Source organism: Leptolyngbya sp. ST-U4 (assembly GCF_039962215.1).
GTDB lineage: Bacteria > Cyanobacteriota > Cyanobacteriia > Elainellales > Elainellaceae > Leptolyngbya_A.
On record NZ_JAMPKZ010000001.1, the window covers coordinates 613,886 to 631,993 of the forward strand.

An 18,108-nucleotide genomic window follows, 5' to 3' on the forward strand; every position below is an offset into this window, starting at 1 on the left:
GTAGAATTAATCAGTCGTAGCAGTCCTGCCTTGCCCCCAAGTTCCTAATGCTGGGGGACTTTGAAATTCGGAAGAGTAGGGTTCTCCCAAGGGTGGCTACCGTATACAATCATCTGTGGATTGCCCTCCCAATTTTGTTAGCCTTTCAACCTCATGCTGGAGGCTTTCCACTGCTCAAAGTTCCCCATTTATAGAAGATTTAGGAAGCTGCAACGCAAACTTCCTCTCACCCATCAAAACTTAGACAAGTGACATCGATCGCATTTGCTGACGGTAGTTCAGGTAATCGTTGGCTGTAATAGTTTTGTTACAAAGTTTTAAATAAACCTCATTGACCCAGGGAATATCCGTCTGAACGTCTTTTGATCGATCACCATGATGATAATGCTCAGTTTGAACCACAGCTGCTGCTTTCTCAGCGAGAGAAACATTCAGTGATAGTGCAGTGACAAGCTGGACAACTTCTTCTAACGAAAACTGCATCAAACGATCATAGTTCAGGAGGTGAAGCGGATAACGTCGTGTGAAATAGACTGCTGCTAGATTAAATTGAAGCCAAAGATGCAGATGTTGATCGATCGTCCACCCTTCCCATTGATGAAATAACTTCTGATTTGAGTGTAGAAATCCAGCGGGCGATCGAAACGGTTGAACAACCTGAATTGAATAGCCTCGCGCTAGCAAAACAGGCTCCCAGATGGGAAACGTGAGTGAAATTCTTGGATCTTTAATACCGATGATGAAGTCTTGCGAATCTGCTGCTGCGATCGGCTTGAAAGGGAAACTGGTTCGCACCACCTGATCGTGCCATTCATTCTGAATCAATCGATGAATGTCTGCCTGAATCGCCTGAATCTGCGGCTGGATTTTAGGAGCCATAAAGTCAGCTTCGAGTGGCAGAAAAAAATCGATGTACTGATGACCGATCGCCTTCACAATCTGATTATTCAGTTCGTTTACCCATGGCAACTCAAAGAAGATCGGATTGTGATCAAACTGAATAAATCGATCGCGGTCTCCAAACTGCACGCTAAGTTCTGACAGTACATGGCTGGTGACAGAAGTGCCGCTGCGCTGTGCCCCTAAAACAAAAATTGCCCGCTTCATCAGTTCTGTAAGAGAAAAACAGATTTTCTCACAGCATAGGCAGACTGTTCAGGATTTGAGTATCTGCTCAAAGAAGGAGCTTGCTTTGCAGAATAACCGTCGGCAACTTTAGCTGTTGACTGACACCACTTCGCGTTCTGGCAACGTTGTCTCTAGCCTCAGGCAATTGCGCCCGTTCACCCGCAGCCGGTACTCAACTCGATCCATCAAACGATTGAGAATCAGCCAGCCATAGCCCCCTTCCTGCTTATCTTGAGGAATTGGCGGCAAATAGGTTGAAAGGTCAAATCCCTGCCCGTGATCCCAAATTTCGAGTTGTAGGTTTCGTGCTTTCAGTTCGACCTTGATCATGACAGGCAGATCGGGCTGACCCTGATGAGCATGACGGACAACATTGGAGTAAGCTTCGACCAGAGCCAGCCGCAGCCGACAAGAGTGACGCTGCCAATCAACCTGTTCCTCAAGCTCCAGTGCGAGAGAATTCAGCAGCCAGTTCTCAATAATTGTTAGAAATCTCAAGTCGCTGGGAACTTGAATCTCGGTTCTCATACGCTAAAGCACCTCCAGAGTAAGTAGCGTTTGGTCGTCGTCCTGCACTGGGCAGTGACCGCGAATTTCTGCTAAAACATCGCCCAGATCAAAAGACGATCGCTGACGCAGGATCTCCCAAAGTCCGGCTGACCGCAGCAGCGGCAGAGCACTAGGAAAATCGCTGGCTCCAGGAGAACTGCTTTGGATTGCGGTGTCGCTCAACTCAGCTTCTGTAATGCCATCGCTCACCAGCAGCACCACGTCGCCCGGATTGAGCATTTGCCGGCCAGACTCGGCCTGCCAAAGCGGCAAGATGCCCAGCGGCACACTCCGTACTTTGAGATAGGTGGGTGCAGTTTCCTCCTGTCGCGATCGAGACCAGACGATCGGATAGACATGACCCGCATTCGCATAAACAAACTCTCCCGTTTCTGGGGTGTAGCAGCCGATCGCGATCGTGATCAGGCAACTGCTGCCAACTAGCTCTTGAAACAGGCTGTGGTTTAACTTTTGCAGCACTTCATCCGGCGTGGGCAGCATGTCTTGGCTCAGTTCTCGCCGCAGCAGCGAAATCGCGCTTGCCATTAGCAGGGCTGCCGGAACACCTTTGCCAGAAACATCGCCCACTGCGATCCATACATGACCGTCGGGATGCTCGTACACCTCAAAAAAGTCACCGCCGATCTCCTGCGCCGGAATCGTTACCGCCTGGACTCTTGCCTGCTCTAGTTCCGGTAGGGTTTGCCGCAGTAGACTCGCCTGCACCTGCCGGGCAATGGCAAGCTGCGATCGCATCTGTTCAGTTTGAACCTGAAGCTGCTGATAAAGCTTTGCCTGAGAGAGGGCTAGGGCGACCTGTGCCGCGACCGTCTCAATTAAATCAAGGTCTTCGTTTGACCAGGCATTTTTGCCAAGCAATCGCAGAACCGCAAGCCGCTCCTGAGCATTGCGAGGATCGCAGAGGGGTACGGTGAGCACGTAGACGTTTCCCGCTGCCGAAGACAGAATCTCTGGCTGGATACCACTGGTTTCCTCGCTCAAAGACAGCCCGTGAGGCGATGCCACTGAGAATGATTTCAGGGATGTTTCTGAGAATTCTTCTGAGAGAAAGTCTGAAAACGTTTGTGGAAAACAAAACGGCATTAGATCAGCTTTTTCTTCTGGATCACCTTCAGGCGTTGGGGAACTTTCAACGGCATCCACCGGGTACAGCAAACAGGCATCTACGGCAAAGGTAGTATAAAAGGTACGGACGATCGCCTGCAAAATAGCACGGTAATCCAGCGATTCGCGAATGGCAGACATGACCTCATTCAGGGCAGATTCACGTCGCAGGGAACGATGCAGTTCGGCAGTTCTTTGTTTGACAACCTGATAAATTTCGCCCGCCTGCTGCACCGTTTGCCGCAGTTCCTCTGGGTCCCAGGGCTTGGTGATGTATTTAAAGACCTTGCTGCAATTGATAGCTCCAACCAGATCCTGCACATCGCTATAGCCTGTGAGCAGGATTCGCATCGTATCGGGAAAGCGATCGACTGTTTTGCTCAAAAAATCGGTGCCGTTCATTCGCGGCATTCGCTGATCAGAAATAATCACCGCCATTTCGCCCGCTTCGTCCAGCAGTTGAAGGGCTTCTAGCGCACTATTTGCCCGATACACCGTAAACGATCGCCGAAAGGTGCGATCCAGCAAATCAAGATTATCGGATTCATCATCCACAATCATTAACGGCAGCTTACCCGACGCAGAATGAGTCATGAAATCAGGACACAAAATGGAAACTTAACTGCGATTGTGCCCAGGATTAGTCCAGCACTAACACCAGCACGAACAGAGCGAGGTCAGGGTTTCATGGCTGCTCTTGAAATCGCTGTCCCTTGAACTCTGCTGGCAACCGTATGGGATAATGCTAAACAATCTAAAAAATGGGACAGTCGGGTTGTCTGGGGTCTCCTGATAGGGTCTATAGCAATCCTTTATGGAGGTTGAACAGGGTGCAGGCATTCTACCCCTGCGCGGGAACAAGGCTTCTACACCCTCTGTTCAAAGCTATGATGTGAACGCTATAGGAGTTAGGGTTTAGGACGATGCACAACTTTTTGCCGATCGCATATTTTCAAAACCAATTTGTGCCGTTTACCGATGCGAAGATTTCGATCGCAACGCATGCGTTGCACTACGGTACAGGCGCGTTCGGCGGGCTGCGCGGCATTCCTGATCCCCAAAATCCTGATCAAGTGCTGCTGTTTCGGCTCGATCGCCACTGTCAACGCCTCAGCAACAGTGCTCGCTTCCTGCACTACGACCTTCCCGCCGATAAAATTCAGAGTATCATTATCGATTTCGTTAGAAAGAATCAGCCGCGCACTTCGTTTTATATTCGTCCGTTTGTTTACACTTCTGATCTGGGCATTGCCCCTCGCCTGCACAATATTGACAAAGACTTTTTTGTGTACGGCTTAGAGTTGGGCGATTACCTGTCCCCCGAAGGGGTGACCTGTCGGATTAGCTCATGGCATCGTCAGGAAGACCGCAGCCTGCCTCTGCGCGGCAAAGTGAGCGGTGCGTATATCACCTCCTCCCTGGCAAAAACCGAAGCAGTGGATTCTGGCTTTGATGAGGCCATTTTACTCAACTCTCAGGGCAAAGTCAGCGAAGCATCTGGCATGAATATCTTCGTAGTGCGAAATGGAACCATTATTTCTCCTGGCTTCGATCAGGACATCCTGGAGGGTATTACCCGCGATAGCGTGCTGACGATCGCCCGTAATTTTGGCATTCCCGTCGTTGAACGACCGGTTGATAAAACTGAACTGTTCATCGCTGATGAAGTCTTCCTGAGCGGCACGGCTGCAAAAGTTGCGCCTGTCTCCAGAATCGAAAACTATAAGCTGCCTGTCGATCGCCCCATCACCCTGAAACTAAGAGAAAAACTGACTGCCATCACTGAAAATCGCGCTCCAGAGTATCAAGATTGGGTGTTTCCGGTTTCGATCGCGTGATTGTTATGAATCCTGACCGCTATCGAAGCAGCGTATGGATGGGCATATGGATGACAGCCTCCAACAGCAGAGCTTTGAGTTTGCCCTTAGCATTGTCCGGCTCTACAAAAAGCTCCAGGCAAGACAAGAGCTAATCATTTCCCCTCAGTTGCTTAGAAGCGGGACGCGCATTGGCTTGTTGATTGAAGAAGCTTTTGTGGCTCCAGTTCCGCAGCAGTCAAAACAAATCGATATTGCCAAGCAGGAAGCTCGTGAAACCTACTACTGGCTCCGGCTCCTGCAAGCGTCTCGATTAGCCGATGTAGATGTTACACCAGAGATCACGCAAGTCAAGCAGCTATTGCATTTGATCGCGGAGCGTGAATCCCCAAGGGAGTCCTCCGGGAAATCCTCAAGCAAGTCCTCAAGCAAATCCTTGACAACGGGAAATTAACTCATTTCACGTCATTTAATACACTTAATACAATGGGTTTTCGTCTTGCGGGAAAGCAATTCTATTAGATTGGGTTTAATGTTGTGCTTTGCCTTGGATTCTGTTTCCGGCTAAACCAGGAATGATCAAATAAAATCTGATGATAAAAAAGGTAGACAACTTGAGATACGAATGGAAAAGGTTCAAGGCTGCCACGGTTGATTATTCCTAGAATGCTTAGAAGATTGAAGGCACCTGCATCTTTTCTGCTAATTTGAGACTAATTTGGGTAATGATTAAGCCCACGTTGCAGGAGGGAGGCTCATGGCAAAGAATTCGGGAAGTGCAAAAGATCCGGGAAGTACCTTAGGCCGTGCGCGATTGCTGGCGATCGGTAATACGTCCACCAGTGTCAAACAAAGCCTTAGCTCCAAAGATTTGATTGACGTCTGGAGATTGGAGATCGGTACGAGAAGCAGCTTCAGTGTCTCGTTGCGGGATTTGGGGCGAGGGGCAAATGCGGACTTGTTTCTGGTTAATCAAAACGGTCGTGCTTTCGCTTCCTCCAGAAAAAGCGGGCGCAAAGTGGAAAATTTGAATGATATTTCGCTGGAGCCGGGAACTTACTACGTGCGCGTGCAGCTCAAGCGAAAGAGCAATGATACCCGCTATCGGCTGACCGCTTCGGAGACTCCGCAGGGCGATCGTTTCGGCAATTCTTTTGAGGCTGCAACGCCGCTGGTAGGCGCAGTAACAAACAGCATCAGCGATTTTGTCGGCAACAGCGATCCGACCGATTACATCCGGTTCAGGCTGCCTGCGCCAGGAACGATGAACTTGACTTTGACCGGGCTCAGTAGCGATGCCACTCTGGAACTGTTCGATCGCAACCGTAACTCGATCGGGGTTTCTGCCAATCCTGGAACTGCAACCGAAGCTCTGTCCCAGCGCCTCATTGACTACGGTTCGACTTATTACATCCGCGTTGCCCAAACTCCCGGCAGCGAAACTCCTTTTACGCTCAACTACAGCTTGACGTTCGATACCCCGATTACCAGTCCATCTGGGTTGCGGTATGTCGATCTGGTGAACGGTTCCGGGGCAACGCCTCAGCGGGGGCAAACCGTAGTCGTCAACTATACGGGTACACTGGTGGACGGCACAAAGTTTGATAGCTCGTTCGATCGCAATCGTCCCTTTGAGTTTCAATTGGGCGCGGGGCGAGTCATTTCGGGCTGGGAAGAGGGCATCAGTACGATGCAGGTGGGCAGTCGGCGGCAGCTCATTATTCCACCCAATCTAGCCTACGGGTCGCAGGGCATTCCGGGGGTGATTCCGCCCAACGCGACGTTGATTTTCGATGTGGAGCTGCTGCGCGTGATTCCGGTTTAACCGCTTATGCCTGAGCCAATTTGCCGCTGAACTTGCCCCGGAGTTTCCCGGTGACGATCGCCGTGACTTCTGTCAGCAGATTAGTGGGGTCGATCGGCTTTGAAAGGTGCTGCTGAAATCCGGCAGAGAGAATTTGGGTGCGGTCTTCGATTCTAGAATAGGCAGTCAGGGCAATGGCAGGAATGGCAGAACCGCGAGTGCGAACTTGTTGAATCAGAGAGTAGCCGTCCTGTTCCGGCATCCCAATATCGCTGATCAGCAAATCGGGTTCGGCAGCGTTGAGCGCAGTCAGGGCAGTTTCGACGGAATCGGCAGTTGTAACGTTCGCGCCCGCTTCCCTTAGCAGAAAGGTGAGGAACTGACGGGCATCTGGCTCATCGTCTACAACCAGCACTTTTAAGCCGTCCAGTCGGGAAGGAGCCGATTGGCTCTCAGTTTCCCCAAAAGCCGATCGCCCCGCTGGAGAGCCAGGGGAAGTGGACTGAAGCAGGGGAAGCCGCACCGTAAACTTCGCACCCTGATTTTCGCCGAGACTGTCTACCTCGATCGTGCCGTGATGCTGTTCGACCAGATGTCGCACGATTGCCAAGCCCAGCCCCAATCCGCTGTGAGATCGGGTGGTGGTGCTGTCTGCCTGCCGGAACCGCTCAAACACATAGGGCAAAAACTCTGCACTGATGCCCACTCCGGTATCGATCACCTCGATCACGGCACAGCGATCGGACTCAAAGAAGACTTTTGCCTTTGAACTCGGAATCTGAAGGGTTTGCTTCAGACGGTCAGGAAGCAGTTCGACTGCCAGCCGCAGGGTAACTTCTCCCTTCTCAGGCGTGAATTTCACTGCGTTAGTAAGCAAATTCCAGATAATCTGCTGGAGCCGTATCGAGTCGCCCCAGACCTGAGTGGCGGTGGTTTCAAATTGGGGAATAAGCGCGATCGACTTTGAGGCGGCAACAGGCTGAACAGAGTTTAGGGCGGCTTCTGCGATCGGCTTGAGCAGGGTTGGAACACAGTTAAGCTGAAGTTTGCCGCGAATAATTCGCGAAACGTCGAGAATGTCATCAATGAGCTGTGCCTGCGAGGTGGCGTTGCGCTCGATGATTTCTAGGGCGCGATGCGTGATTGATTCGTCGTATTTGCGTGTGCGAAGCAACTTTGACCAGCCCAGCATGGCATTCAGCGGAGTTCGCAGTTCGTGGGACAAAATGGCGAGAAACTCATCTTTCATTCGGTTACTAGCTTCAGCTTCCTGACGGGCTGCCTGCTCACGAATGATTTGTGCCTGGATGGCTTCTGCCTGCTTTTGGTCGGTAATGTCTTCGATCGTCCCCACATAGCCGATCATCTCTCCCTGATCTGACAGGAGAGGAGCAGAGCGTACATAGCCCCAGCGCGCGGTGGTTTCAGCAGCCCGACCTGATTGATCCACTTGATGTTGATCCGCTTGATAATGATCGGGATGAGTCGTCTGAAATCGGAACTGTTCCGTATATTCCTCTGGCTCTTGCAGATGCATCGTCCAGCTTGCCGCAACCCGTTCGCGATCGTCAGGATGAACTGTCGGAAGCCAGCCCTGCTCCAAAGAAGCTGCCTCACTCAAGCCGCAGATATCTCGAAAACGCGGATTGGCATAGGTGCAGCGTCCTGCGGTGTCAGTGATAAACACACCCACAGGCGAACAGGTACTCAGCAAGCGAAACCGTTCTTCAGTTACCCGCAGCTCCGCATTCATGACTTTAAGCCGTTCGGTCTGCTGTCGCAGTGCTTCTGTTTTTTTGAACAGATCGACAAAGACTGCCACTTTAGAATTGAGAATTGCCGGATCGATCGGCTTAATCAGGTAATCGACCGCGCCCAGCGCATAACCCTTGAACATAAACTGCTCGTTGTTGCTAAATGCCGTCAGAAAGATAATCGGCGTTTGGCGCGATCGGGTACGGTTGCGAATCAGTGTCGCGGTCTCAAACCCATCCAGATCAGGCATCTGGACATCGAGCAAAATGACGGCAAAATCTTGATTGAGCAAACAGCGCAATGCCTCTGCCCCAGAGTGCGCCCGTACCAGATTTTCTCCTAAAGGCTCTAACAACGCCTCCAGTGCCAGCAGATTTTCCGGCTGATCATCAACAAGCAAAATGTTTACGCTGGACTCAAGCGGCATAGCTTAGCTCGGGTTAAGAATCGCAGAGGCGAACGAGACAGGGAGCAATTTGCTCAAGGGGTAAGATCCAGTCTACCGAAACAGAGGCAATCGCAGCTTTGGGCATAATTGAGCTTGCGGCAGTTTGCGGGTCTTGCACAACGGTCACACCCCCCTTGGCTTTCACTTGTACTAAACCTCTTGCACCGTCCTGATTCGCACCCGTCATCACTACGCCAATTAAGTCACGGTGATAAACCTCTGCCGCAGACTCGAACAACACATCGATCGACGGACGGGCATAAGAGACAGGATCATCAGTTGACAGGGAAAAGTGTCCGGGTTCGACGAGCAAATGATAGTCCGCAGGCGCGAGGTAGATCTGTCCAGGCTGGATTTCGTCTTTGTCTTCAACTTCCCGAATCAACAAGGAAACATACTGCTGCAAATAGCAACTCAAGGTATAGTCTGACTCCTTATGACGATGCTGCACGATCGCAACGGGTACTGAAAAGTCTCCTGGTAAACTTCCTAACACAGTTCGTAGTGCGGATAATCCCCCCAAAGAAGTACCCATGACGATCAGCCCCGCCGTCATTAATTCCGCCTCCGGTATAGTTTCTGCCCCTGGGCAACTTCTTCATAATCTGCCTCATGGGGGGTAAAACGAATTGATTCCTGTTTGCCCAAGCCTAAGATGCCAAACTTACACAAGCTGTTATAAAAAAGCTGATGCACCTGCTGCTGAAGAGTGGAATTAAAATAGATTAAAACATTGCGGCACAAAATGACATTAAATTCATTAAACGATCCATCAGTTACAAGATTATGTTGAGCAAACACCAGATGTTCTTTTAAAGACGATCGAAAGATAGCATTTTTATAATCGGCAGTATAGTATTCGGAAAATGATTGCTTGCCGCCTGCTTTCAGGTAAAGCTGCGTATATTCCTGCATCTTATCTAAGGTAAAAATCCCAGTGCGGGCAGTTTGTAGCACCTGCTCGTTGGTATCGGTGGCATAGACGCGGCAGCGATGATAAATGCCCTCTTCCTGCAAGAGAATTGCCATTGAGTAAACTTCCTGCCCGGTTGAGCAGCCCGCGTGCCAGATGCGGATAAACGGATAGGTTTTCAGCAGTGGCACTACCTGTTCGCGAAAGGCAACATAAAAGCTGGGATCGCGAAACATACTCGTTGTGTTTACCGTTAGCCCCAGCAGCAATCGATCGAGACAGGTGCGATCGTGCAAAATCTTTGCTTGCAGTGCCGAAACCGTGGGCAACCCCTCACTGTGCAAAAAGTGACGAACTCGCCGCTTCAGAGACGATGGTGCATAGTTACGGAAATCATACCCGTAGTAGCGATAGATCGCTTCAAGCAGCAGTTGAACCTCAATATCCTCCAGGCTGGCAGGAGTCGTCATGAAGATGGTTGAAAACACGGCGAGAAATCGATGAGTGATAGTTGCGTAGTCTTTAGTCTGTCGATCGCTCTCCCAAAAGTCGACGTTCTCAAAGTATATTTTCACTCTACCGAAAGTCTGGCATTCCTCACAAACCTTACCCCTTACCGCTGCCCCTTCCTACTTCCTCCTTACCGCCTCACCATTTGCTCATCAACTCATCCACCCCTCAACCAACCCAGCCACACCCGCAACAGGGAAATTCACTACTCTGTATCCATAGGCTTCGTCATATTGTCCGCGGCTGCCGCTTCGATGCACTTTTCTCGATCGACCTGCATTGCTTTTGCCGCGAGCGCGATGATTGGCAAATTGCAAAACCCATTAAATTTACGGGTGGTGCGGATAGACAATAAATCCGATCGTGCGAATGGCGGTTAGCCCAAGCGCAAAGGCAAGGGCAATCTTTGTGCGAATTTTGCAGCAACGCAGCATGAAAACGCTAGATGCAAAAGTGAAAGCGCAAACGCAGCAGTTCATTTGCAAATGAAAAATCGGGAGCCTGAAACCCCCGATCAACTGTTGCTGCAATAATGCAGACGCAAAAAAGCAGATACAAAAAACAGACGCAGACGGATTAAGGTTGTGTTGCAGCCGTGTTTTGATTGCCCTGCTGAGACTGAGCAATTCTTTGATTGAGTGCCTCAAGCGACTTGGTGTACTGAAGGTCGTTTTCTGTACCAATTTCGTTATCTGCACCAAAGAGTTTGACGCGCTGCTCGTCGGTGAGTTCGATCTTGATATCGGGTTCAATGCCCGATTTGTTAATGTCGCGTCCGCTTGGCGTGAGATACTTAGCAACCGTCACCGCCAGTCCAGAACCATCGCCCAGACCGCGCACCGACTGCACCAGTCCCTTGCCAAACGTCTTGCTGCCCACAAGAACTGCTCGCTTATTGTCTTGCAGTGCGCCAGAAAGAATTTCGCTGGCACTGGCAGAACCGCCGTCTACGATGACTACGAGCGGCTTATCGGTAAGGGCTGTGCCGTTTGCCCGCTCTTGCTCTGAAATGCCCTGGCGATCGACCGTCGAAACGATGATGCCGTCGTTCATCCACATCCGGGAAATATCAATGCTGGAGTAGAGCAATCCGCCGGGGTTAATCCGCAGATCGAGCACATAGCCGTCTACTTTCTTTGACTCCAGGTCTTCGATCGCCGATCGCATTTCATCTGCGGCGTTTGCGCTGAACTGGTTCAGGCGGATATAGCCAATTTGCTTGCCGTCTTCCTGCCGCACCTCAGCCCGCACCGGATGGATTTCGATGCGATCGCGCTTCAGCGTATATTCTTTTTCCTCGCCACCCCGACGAATTGTAAGCCGAACTTCAGTTCCCACAGGTCCACGAATCAGGGTGACCGCCTGATTGGTGTCCATTCCCTCAGTGCTTTTCTCGTCGATTTTGACGATCACATCTCGCGCCATAATTCCGGCTTCAAAGGCAGGCGAATTTTCGATCGGTGAGACAACAATTAGTTCTTTGGTTTCTTCGTCCTGCGAAAGCTGAATCCCAACCCCGGTAAGCTCACCAGAGGTATCGATCTGCATATTGCGGAACTCTTGCGGGTCCATAAAGCGGGTGTAGGGATCATCCAGCTTTTCCAGCATTTCGCGGATCGCGGTATATGCCTCTTCACGGCTGCTGTAAGCCCGACCCAGGTACTCTTTCCGCACTGCCCGCCAGTCTACCTGGTTAAACGTTCCGTCTACATAATTGCGATCGATCAGCTGCCAAACTTCATCGACCAGCTCTTTGGGGCTTTCCTGAAAAAAGGCTTGTCCCTGAGACAGATGCAGTCCTGCACCCGTCACCGTTACCGCCGTCACTGCTGCTGCTGTTGCGCCGAGGAGGAGACCACGCTTTGTAATTGCCATAATCTGGGTTGAACCGAAGGGAATAGACTGTAGGGCAGGTACGCCCAATCTAGCACAGGGTCACGGGAGCAGGCGTAAAAATTTTGTGATCCACTGTTCTGAAAAACCAAATTGATTCTCGGCTTGGTGAGCCCCAAAAGAGAGCTAGGGATCAACCCAGCAGCCATCTGCCTTAATCAAATTAATCAGCTCTTCGACCCCCTGCTCTTCAGGGACTCGCTTGATTTCTTCGCGTCCGCGATACAGGGCAATGTAGCCTGCCTGTTTACCCACATAGCCGTAGTCCGCATCTGCCATTTCGCCAGGACCGTTGACAATGCAGCCCATGACGGCAATATTGAGTCCAGTCAGGTGATTAGTGGCTTCTCGGACTTTGTGCAGCACTTCTTCCAGGTTAAACAGCGTGCGACCACAAGACGGGCAGGCAACATACTCCACCATCGTGCGTCGCAGCCCCAGGGCTTGCAGAATGCTGTAGCATACCGGAATTTCCTTTTCGGGAGCTTCGGTCAGCGACACCCGGATCGTATCGCCAATGCCTTCTGCCAGGAGCGTGCCGATCCCCGCTGTGGATTTGATGCGTCCGTATTCACCGTCGCCCGCTTCCGTAACGCCCAGATGCAGGGGGTAATCCATACCCAGTTCATCCATGCGCTGCACCATGAGCCGATTTGCCGCAATCATCACGGGCACTTTCGAGGCTTTCAGAGAAATCTCAATATTGTAAAAATCCAGCGATTCGCAGATCCGAATAAACTCTAGCGCGGATTCCACCATGCCCTCAGGCGTGTCGCCGTAGGTAAACAGCATTCGCTCTGCCAGCGACCCGTGGTTGACCCCGATCCGCATCGATTTGTTTTGCTCGCGCAGGCTGATCACCAGCGGTTCCAGCGTTTCGCGAATTCGATCGCCAATCTCATCAAATTCGGTTTTGGTGTATTCGGTGCGATCGAGCCGAGGTTTCTCAAACACATACAAACCCGGATTAATCCGCACATTATCCACATGCTTTGCGGCTTCCAGGGCAATCTTGAGTCCGTTGTGATGCACGTCCGCCACTAAGGGCACAGGCTGGTAAGAGGCAAACAGCTTGCTGCGAATCTCTTCCATCGCTTTGGCGTGAGCCATACTGGGCACAGTGACGCGCACAATCTCACAGCCGATCTCGTGCAGTCGCCGGATTGCCGCCACCGACCCCTCGATATCCAGGGTGTCTTCGTTGATCATTGACTGCACCGCAACCGGATTCCCGCCGCCGATCGTGATGCTGCCAACAGGAACTGCGCGGGTTTTGCGTCGCCGAATCGTGCCGTCGGTAGAGAGACAAATCGACGAAGCGGAAGAATTAGAAGCAACCGGATTAGGAAGCGTTTGCATACCTTATTTATTTAAAGCTTTTATTTCAAGTCAAAGGATGCGGAGTTGTCTAAGTCCAGAGTGCCATAGATCGGGGACGATCGGGTGGTGAGCTAAAACACATCTTGACTCGATGAGCAAACTTTATGAGCAAACTTTATGAGCAAACTTTGTGGCTAATCACGCTTCAGCCAAAATGCCCGAATTCCCGCTTTTTTTGCGCCTTCATAATCTTCTTGGAAGCTATCGCCAATATGCCAGGCGCGATCAGCTGAAACTCCATGTTTGGCAAGCGCAGCTTGAAATACAGCCACTTCTGGCTTGGCGGCCCCCACTTCAGTTGAGATCGTAACCGAGGCAAAGTAATCCGCTAGTCCAAGAACATCCAGCACCGGATACAGGCGCGAATCAAAATTAGACAGGACGCCCAGCGTTATGCCTTCCCGCTGCCAGTAGTCGAGAGCCTGCCGCACCTCGTCATAAACAAACCAGGGCTCGGCGGTCTTAAAGTAGTTGTACAGGACTGAGAAGAATTCCTGGAAGTTGGTAAACTGCTCGATCGCCCCTACCTGAGCAAAAGCCTGATAGGCGATCGACTCCCACCAGGCATACTCTTTTTGAGGAATCTGCGCTGGGGGAACTCCCGGAAACGCCATCCGCGAAGCCGCCTTAAAGCTCTGAAAAAATGCCTGATTCAACAGAGCGGCATCAGTGGCTACGCCAAACGAACGGGCGATCGATCCATAGATTTCGCCCACACTGCCCCGCACCCCGAACAGCGTTCCGACAGCATCCAGAAAAATGACTTGCGGACGAGGTTCCAGAGTTAACCGAGAAGGCAGTGAGGAAGGCATGAGAAATCAGGGCAACAGCAATTGCCGCAGCGGTTGGGCAATCCAGTTTAACCCGACTTTGAGCTGGTGATCGAGCGTTGGCATCCGGTAGAGGTAGACTAGCCGCCGGGCAATGTAGGCAAAGGGACCATTCAGTCGAATTCCTAACCCGGTCAGCGTTGCGTCATCCTTGCCCAGGGTCATCATTTCGCCGAGTGCCTGATAGCGGAAGGGCAGCAGCGGTCGTCCGGTGATACTTGCCCAAACATTCCATCCAGCACATTCTGCCTGCTGAAACGCTGCCTGAGCCGTACCGGGAACAAGCTGACCCTCAGCATCTCGACATTCCACCGAGTCGCCCAATGCGAAAATCTCAGAATGGTCGATCGATTGCAACTGAGCATTCACCACAAGCAGCCCGCGCTCATTGTGCTTGAGCGGCAAATTTTGCACCACGTCGCTAACCCGAGTTCCCACCGTCCAAAGCACCACGTCCACGGGCAAATCATCCGTTTGTCCGCGATAGTCCAGCACGATCGACTCCGCAGAAATTGATTTCACCTGTGTTTCCAGGTCGATCCAGACCTTGCGATCGCTGAGTGCCTTTTGCGCCATTTCCCGGTTATATTCCGGCGAGGTTTTGAGAATCTGCTCGGTCGCTTCGATCAGCCGCAGTCGTCCCCGATCGCCCAAGCGTTCCGCCAGTTTGCAGGCAAGCTCCACCCCTGCATAGCCGCCTCCCACGATCGCCACCCGAATTTTTTCTCTGTCTGACTCTTCAAGCGATCGCAGCCGTTCTTCCAACCGATAGACATCCGCCAGCGTCCGAAACGGAATGGCAGATTCTGCCACGCCCGGAGCCAGATCAAGCGGCGTTTCACCGCCCATCGCCAGCACCAAATAATCGTAGGACAACGCTGCCGCATCTTGAAGCTGAACCTGTTTCGCCTCAACATCTACCCCTGCCACGGCTTCTTGCAGAAAGCGAATGCCTGTATTTGCCAACAGTTCACTGTAAGGCGGCGCGATTTCCCAGGTTTGCAGTTCGCCTGTTAACAGTTCGTAGAGCAACGGCGAAAACAAAAATCGATCGCGCTGATCAATCAGAACAATTTCCGGCTTCTCAGACGGATTCCAGGGCAACTGGCTCAGGCGCAGCGCGGTGTAGAGTCCGCCAAAGCCCCCTCCTAGAATGCAAATGCGGGTCGGTTGAGTCATGACTGGTAAGACGAGGCAACTGTTTTTATTGTAACGATAACTTTCAGCCATTCCTGAGACGGGTTTCCGCCCGTCGAAGATCAGGAGACGCGATCGAATAAATGTGGCGATCGAGAGAGGGAAAAAGTTTCAGGATTTTCTATGCTGAGGACATTCAGTTGAAGATATTCGATCGATATTCGCCCTTATCAACGCGATTAATTTAAAATTTCTATTCATCTTTGAACTTCTTAGAATTTTAACTTCGGCAATAATCCCAATTCATCCTTCAACTTCTAACAACTTTCAACTTTTATGCAAGCCAATTCCGCAAATTCTTCCAGTCAGTCTAATCCTCGTTCAGGCGCGATCGATTGCAGTAACCCGCAAACGCAGCAGGAAATGAATCAGTGCGCAGCGCAAGGTTATGAAAACGCCGATCGCGAACTGCAAGCAATGTACCAGCAAATGCAGGGGCAAATGAGTGACAACGCCCGATCTCAGCTTGAAACCGCTCAAAAAGAATGGGTTGAGTTTCGTACGGCAGAGTGCCACCTCGAAGCAAAAGCCAATGAAGGGGGCTCGATGTATCCGACGGTGTTGTATCGCTGTATGGAACGAGTAACTCGCGATCGAATGAAGCAACTTCAGGAACAGGTTAATGTAAAGCGGCAAATTGTAAATTGATCAGAAACCAATTGAAATGCGGTTATTCCGTTTTAGAAGGGCGTTTAACCAGTTAGTATGATGAAGAATGATGAGTCCCTCCTACAAAATAGGTTCTCCTACAAATAGGAGATTGGGGAGCGAATGCAGCACTCTGATTTCTTTCAAATCTGAATTTGTCTAAAGTACGCTCTGAGCGGGCGAGGGTGAGTCGCCCATTCAATTTACTGTTCGCCTGGCGTACTTTCTTCTGCCTCCTGAAAAATATCAGGGCGCAAGTCACGCGCGTCGCTTAGCGTTTGGGGAGCAACGGCAGGATTTCCCAATAGCGTCACTGGGTCTACTGTATAGCCGCCTTTGTACACCAGATCCTCCGCTGGATTGACAATATCAGACTGATGAGGCTGGTTGTCAGACTGCTGACTCACCTCACCCACCTGCTGCCGCACTTCGGCTGAATCCTGTTGCTCGGTAGAAGGGGAATTAATTGATTCAGGGTTCATCGTCTTTCTTGTTTGTAGAAATTTGTAGAAATAGGTGCACTATTAGTGATGTAATTTAACGTCGCGAGATACTTGCTGCATCCGCCAAATTGGGTGAGTTGGAACAGATTCAAATCCGGCATTGGCGAGCCAGCGATCGAGATCTCCGGCTGCATAATCGCTGATATAGGGTTCAGATTAAATTTGCTCAGGCTGAAGCAACCAACTCAAATTAGTTTGGTCTAAACAAAACTGCTGCAAGCCCAGGCAGATAGAGCCTAATGAGCTGGAAAGCGGTTTATCCTCTGCTGAAAGATAGTGTTCAATTAGTAATTTGATGTTTAATCGATCGCGTCGTTTTGAAGGGTATTCTGCTTGGTCACATCCAATCAGAAGGAGTTTTCAAAGTGCAAACGGCGATCGAATCACCCCGCCCATTCAGATTGTTTAGCAAGACTGAATTTCAATAAAAAAAGGGGTTTCCCCCTAATCAAATTAAAAGTGAATGGTTTAAGCGTTCCTGAACATTAAGACTGCCAGCCGAGCGGCGGTTCGACAAGCTGCTCTTCAGCCTTACCTGCTCTTGCTCCGGGTTTATCGACAATTTGAACGCTCGTTGCCTGCAAGCCCTTGTCGCCATCGGTCGCGCTATATCTCACTCCGGTTCCGATCTGAATACGATCGAAATCATCATGCAGAACACTGTTGCGATGGAAATAAACTTCTTCTGCACCAGTCAGATCTTTAATAAAGCCGTAGCCGTCTTCGTGAAATACTTTTGTCACCAAAGCCGTGACTTCAGTTGCATCATTATGGTCTTTTGATTGCTCATGTTCGCGCTGTTGTTTGGTGAGCTTGCGAATTTGAGTTTCCATTTTGCTAAATGCATCTCGAATCACAGCATCTAGCTTGACGTACTGGTTTTCTTCGCTCGGATGGCAATCTGCCACTAGTTCATGATTCGGCGGAATTGTCAGATCGATCCGAACGCGATAGGGAGAGCCACTGCGGGGACGATCGTTGATTTTTTCAATCGCGATGTGGCAGCCATTGATGTAATCGCACATCCGTTCTAGCTTGGCAAGTTTCTCCTCCACGAGGGTTTGAACTGCATCGGTTTTTTCAACGTCACGGTAAGTAATTTCGGGTGGAACCTTCATGCCTGATCTCCACAGAAAAAGAGTGTATTAATCCTAGAAGGCTACAGGTTGATTAACCTCTCACTCTCGACGGTGATATGAACAGGAGAACGTCTATCAGAAGATTGGATTTGCTATTAAACCTCTGCTCTTATGCCGGATATTTCGCGATCGTACTGACAGAGTGGGACAAAACCAGGGTCTTATCCCCCTTAATGAGAGCTTGCATCGAATCAGCGTGATCCAGCAGAGGCTAAAACAGTGATGGGAACTCAAAGCTTTAAACACCGCTGAGAAAATTTAGAGGGACACCCAGCCAGAATGGGAAAGCGAAGGGACAGTTCAGGCCACAATCAGGATTTTCCCAACTCCGACCTGATTGACTTACTGATTGAATTATCAAAAGCAGGTTAAAAAATTCCAATCAATCCTGATCCCAGCTCAAATCAGTTCTACGATCGATTCTGGTTTGACAGGACAAAGTTTGATAGTACATAGTACAAGGTTTGAC

15 protein-coding genes and 1 pseudogene are annotated in these 18,108 nt (G+C 50.6%); 4 read left to right on the forward strand and 12 right to left on the reverse strand.

Translation table 11 applies throughout. From position 1 onward, the window contains the following. Window positions 1-240 precede the first annotated feature (240 nt). From NDA02_RS02700 to NDA02_RS02710, 3 genes are all read right to left on the reverse strand, one after another. Complete coding sequence (locus NDA02_RS02700) at window positions 241-1,107, reverse strand: hypothetical protein (protein WP_348254366.1); 867 nt, start codon at window positions 1,105-1,107, stop codon at window positions 241-243. Window positions 1,108-1,215: 108 nt separating this feature from the next. Then, the gene (locus tag NDA02_RS02705; RefSeq protein ID WP_190792541.1) at window positions 1,216-1,656 is read right to left on the reverse strand and encodes an anti-sigma regulatory factor; all 441 of its coding nucleotides are present in this window, start codon (window positions 1,654-1,656) and stop codon (window positions 1,216-1,218) included. 3 nt (window positions 1,657-1,659) lie between these two features. Beyond that, window positions 1,660-3,396 (reverse strand): SpoIIE family protein phosphatase, encoded by a 1,737-nt coding sequence (locus NDA02_RS02710; RefSeq protein WP_190792542.1) that lies wholly within the window; start codon window positions 3,394-3,396, stop codon window positions 1,660-1,662. A 329-nt stretch (window positions 3,397-3,725) separates the two neighbouring features. Between NDA02_RS02710 and NDA02_RS02715 the strand changes: the two genes are divergently transcribed. From NDA02_RS02715 to NDA02_RS02725, 3 genes and pseudogenes are all read left to right on the forward strand, one after another. Next, window positions 3,726-4,640, forward strand: coding sequence for a branched-chain amino acid transaminase (locus NDA02_RS02715; protein ID WP_348247268.1), 915 nt, complete (start codon window positions 3,726-3,728; stop codon window positions 4,638-4,640). 46 nt (window positions 4,641-4,686) lie between these two features. After that, the gene (locus NDA02_RS02720) at window positions 4,687-5,073 is read left to right on the forward strand and encodes a four helix bundle protein (protein ID WP_190793635.1); all 387 of its coding nucleotides are present in this window, start codon (window positions 4,687-4,689) and stop codon (window positions 5,071-5,073) included. A 1,029-nt stretch (window positions 5,074-6,102) separates the two neighbouring features. Next, a pseudogene (locus NDA02_RS02725) lies at window positions 6,103-6,444 on the forward strand (FKBP-type peptidyl-prolyl cis-trans isomerase); the annotation flags it as partial. Window positions 6,445-6,448: 4 nt separating this feature from the next. Here NDA02_RS02725 and NDA02_RS02730 read toward each other — a convergent pair. The 7 genes from NDA02_RS02730 to NDA02_RS02760 all read right to left on the reverse strand — a co-directional run bounded on the left by NDA02_RS02730 (window position 6,449) and on the right by NDA02_RS02760 (window position 15,331). Further along, complete coding sequence (locus NDA02_RS02730; RefSeq protein WP_348254368.1) at window positions 6,449-8,605, reverse strand: response regulator; 2,157 nt, start codon at window positions 8,603-8,605, stop codon at window positions 6,449-6,451. Between the two features lie 13 nt (window positions 8,606-8,618). Beyond that, entirely contained in the window at window positions 8,619-9,182 is a 564-nt protein-coding gene (locus tag NDA02_RS02735; RefSeq protein WP_190793856.1) for a chemotaxis protein CheB, read from the reverse strand. Further along, window positions 9,182-10,009, reverse strand: a complete 828-nt coding sequence (locus tag NDA02_RS02740; protein WP_348247265.1) for a protein-glutamate O-methyltransferase CheR — start codon at window positions 10,007-10,009, stop codon at window positions 9,182-9,184. Before NDA02_RS02740 ends, NDA02_RS02735 begins: the two co-directional genes overlap by 1 nt. A gap of 616 nt (window positions 10,010-10,625) precedes the next feature. Beyond that, window positions 10,626-11,924 carry a carboxyl-terminal processing protease CtpC gene (gene ctpC / locus NDA02_RS02745; protein WP_190792043.1) on the reverse strand — a complete coding sequence of 433 codons (1,299 nt, stop codon included), beginning with the start codon at window positions 11,922-11,924 and terminating at the stop codon, window positions 10,626-10,628. Between the two features lie 144 nt (window positions 11,925-12,068). Continuing rightward, complete coding sequence (gene ispG, locus NDA02_RS02750; protein WP_190791860.1) at window positions 12,069-13,301, reverse strand: (E)-4-hydroxy-3-methylbut-2-enyl-diphosphate synthase; 1,233 nt, start codon at window positions 13,299-13,301, stop codon at window positions 12,069-12,071. 155 nt (window positions 13,302-13,456) lie between these two features. Next, window positions 13,457-14,134, reverse strand: a complete 678-nt coding sequence (locus NDA02_RS02755) for an HAD-IA family hydrolase (RefSeq protein WP_190791859.1) — start codon at window positions 14,132-14,134, stop codon at window positions 13,457-13,459. A gap of 6 nt (window positions 14,135-14,140) precedes the next feature. Further along, window positions 14,141-15,331: an NAD(P)/FAD-dependent oxidoreductase gene (locus NDA02_RS02760; RefSeq protein WP_190791858.1), complete on the reverse strand. Its 1,191-nt coding sequence runs from the start codon at window positions 15,329-15,331 to the stop codon at window positions 14,141-14,143. Window positions 15,332-15,625: 294 nt separating this feature from the next. On the opposite strand from NDA02_RS02760, the gene NDA02_RS02765 reads away from it, so the two are divergent. Then, a complete protein-coding gene (locus tag NDA02_RS02765; protein ID WP_190791857.1) occupies window positions 15,626-15,997 on the forward strand; it encodes a lysozyme inhibitor LprI family protein in 372 nt (123 codons plus the stop codon). Window positions 15,998-16,200: 203 nt separating this feature from the next. On the opposite strand, the gene NDA02_RS02770 is transcribed toward NDA02_RS02765, so the two are convergent. Then, window positions 16,201-16,479: a hypothetical protein gene (locus NDA02_RS02770; protein ID WP_190791856.1), complete on the reverse strand. Its 279-nt coding sequence runs from the start codon at window positions 16,477-16,479 to the stop codon at window positions 16,201-16,203. 506 nt (window positions 16,480-16,985) lie between these two features. Continuing rightward, complete coding sequence (locus tag NDA02_RS02775; RefSeq protein ID WP_190791855.1) at window positions 16,986-17,618, reverse strand: HPF/RaiA family ribosome-associated protein; 633 nt, start codon at window positions 17,616-17,618, stop codon at window positions 16,986-16,988. Between the last annotated feature and the right edge of the window lie 490 nt (window positions 17,619-18,108).

Coding starts and splice junctions, on each gene's coding strand:
- NDA02_RS02770 (WP_190791856.1), bottom strand. CDS start 16,479: ATGAACCCTGAATCAATTAATTCCCCTTCTACCGAGCAACAGGATTCA.
- NDA02_RS02765 (WP_190791857.1), top strand. CDS start 15,626: ATGCAAGCCAATTCCGCAAATTCTTCCAGTCAGTCTAATCCTCGTTCA.
- NDA02_RS02735 (WP_190793856.1), bottom strand. CDS start 9,182: ATGACGGCGGGGCTGATCGTCATGGGTACTTCTTTGGGGGGATTATCC.
- NDA02_RS02755 (WP_190791859.1), bottom strand. CDS start 14,134: ATGCCTTCCTCACTGCCTTCTCGGTTAACTCTGGAACCTCGTCCGCAA.
- NDA02_RS02715 (WP_348247268.1), top strand. CDS start 3,726: ATGCACAACTTTTTGCCGATCGCATATTTTCAAAACCAATTTGTGCCG.
- ctpC (WP_190792043.1), bottom strand. CDS start 11,924: ATGGCAATTACAAAGCGTGGTCTCCTCCTCGGCGCAACAGCAGCAGCA.
- NDA02_RS02740 (WP_348247265.1), bottom strand. CDS start 10,009: ATGACGACTCCTGCCAGCCTGGAGGATATTGAGGTTCAACTGCTGCTT.
- NDA02_RS02700 (WP_348254366.1), bottom strand. CDS start 1,107: ATGAAGCGGGCAATTTTTGTTTTAGGGGCACAGCGCAGCGGCACTTCT.
- NDA02_RS02710 (WP_190792542.1), bottom strand. CDS start 3,396: ATGACTCATTCTGCGTCGGGTAAGCTGCCGTTAATGATTGTGGATGAT.
- NDA02_RS02775 (WP_190791855.1), bottom strand. CDS start 17,618: ATGAAGGTTCCACCCGAAATTACTTACCGTGACGTTGAAAAAACCGAT.
- NDA02_RS02705 (WP_190792541.1), bottom strand. CDS start 1,656: ATGAGAACCGAGATTCAAGTTCCCAGCGACTTGAGATTTCTAACAATT.
- NDA02_RS02720 (WP_190793635.1), top strand. CDS start 4,687: ATGGATGACAGCCTCCAACAGCAGAGCTTTGAGTTTGCCCTTAGCATT.
- ispG (WP_190791860.1), bottom strand. CDS start 13,301: ATGCAAACGCTTCCTAATCCGGTTGCTTCTAATTCTTCCGCTTCGTCG.
- NDA02_RS02730 (WP_348254368.1), bottom strand. CDS start 8,605: ATGCCGCTTGAGTCCAGCGTAAACATTTTGCTTGTTGATGATCAGCCG.
- NDA02_RS02760 (WP_190791858.1), bottom strand. CDS start 15,331: ATGACTCAACCGACCCGCATTTGCATTCTAGGAGGGGGCTTTGGCGGA.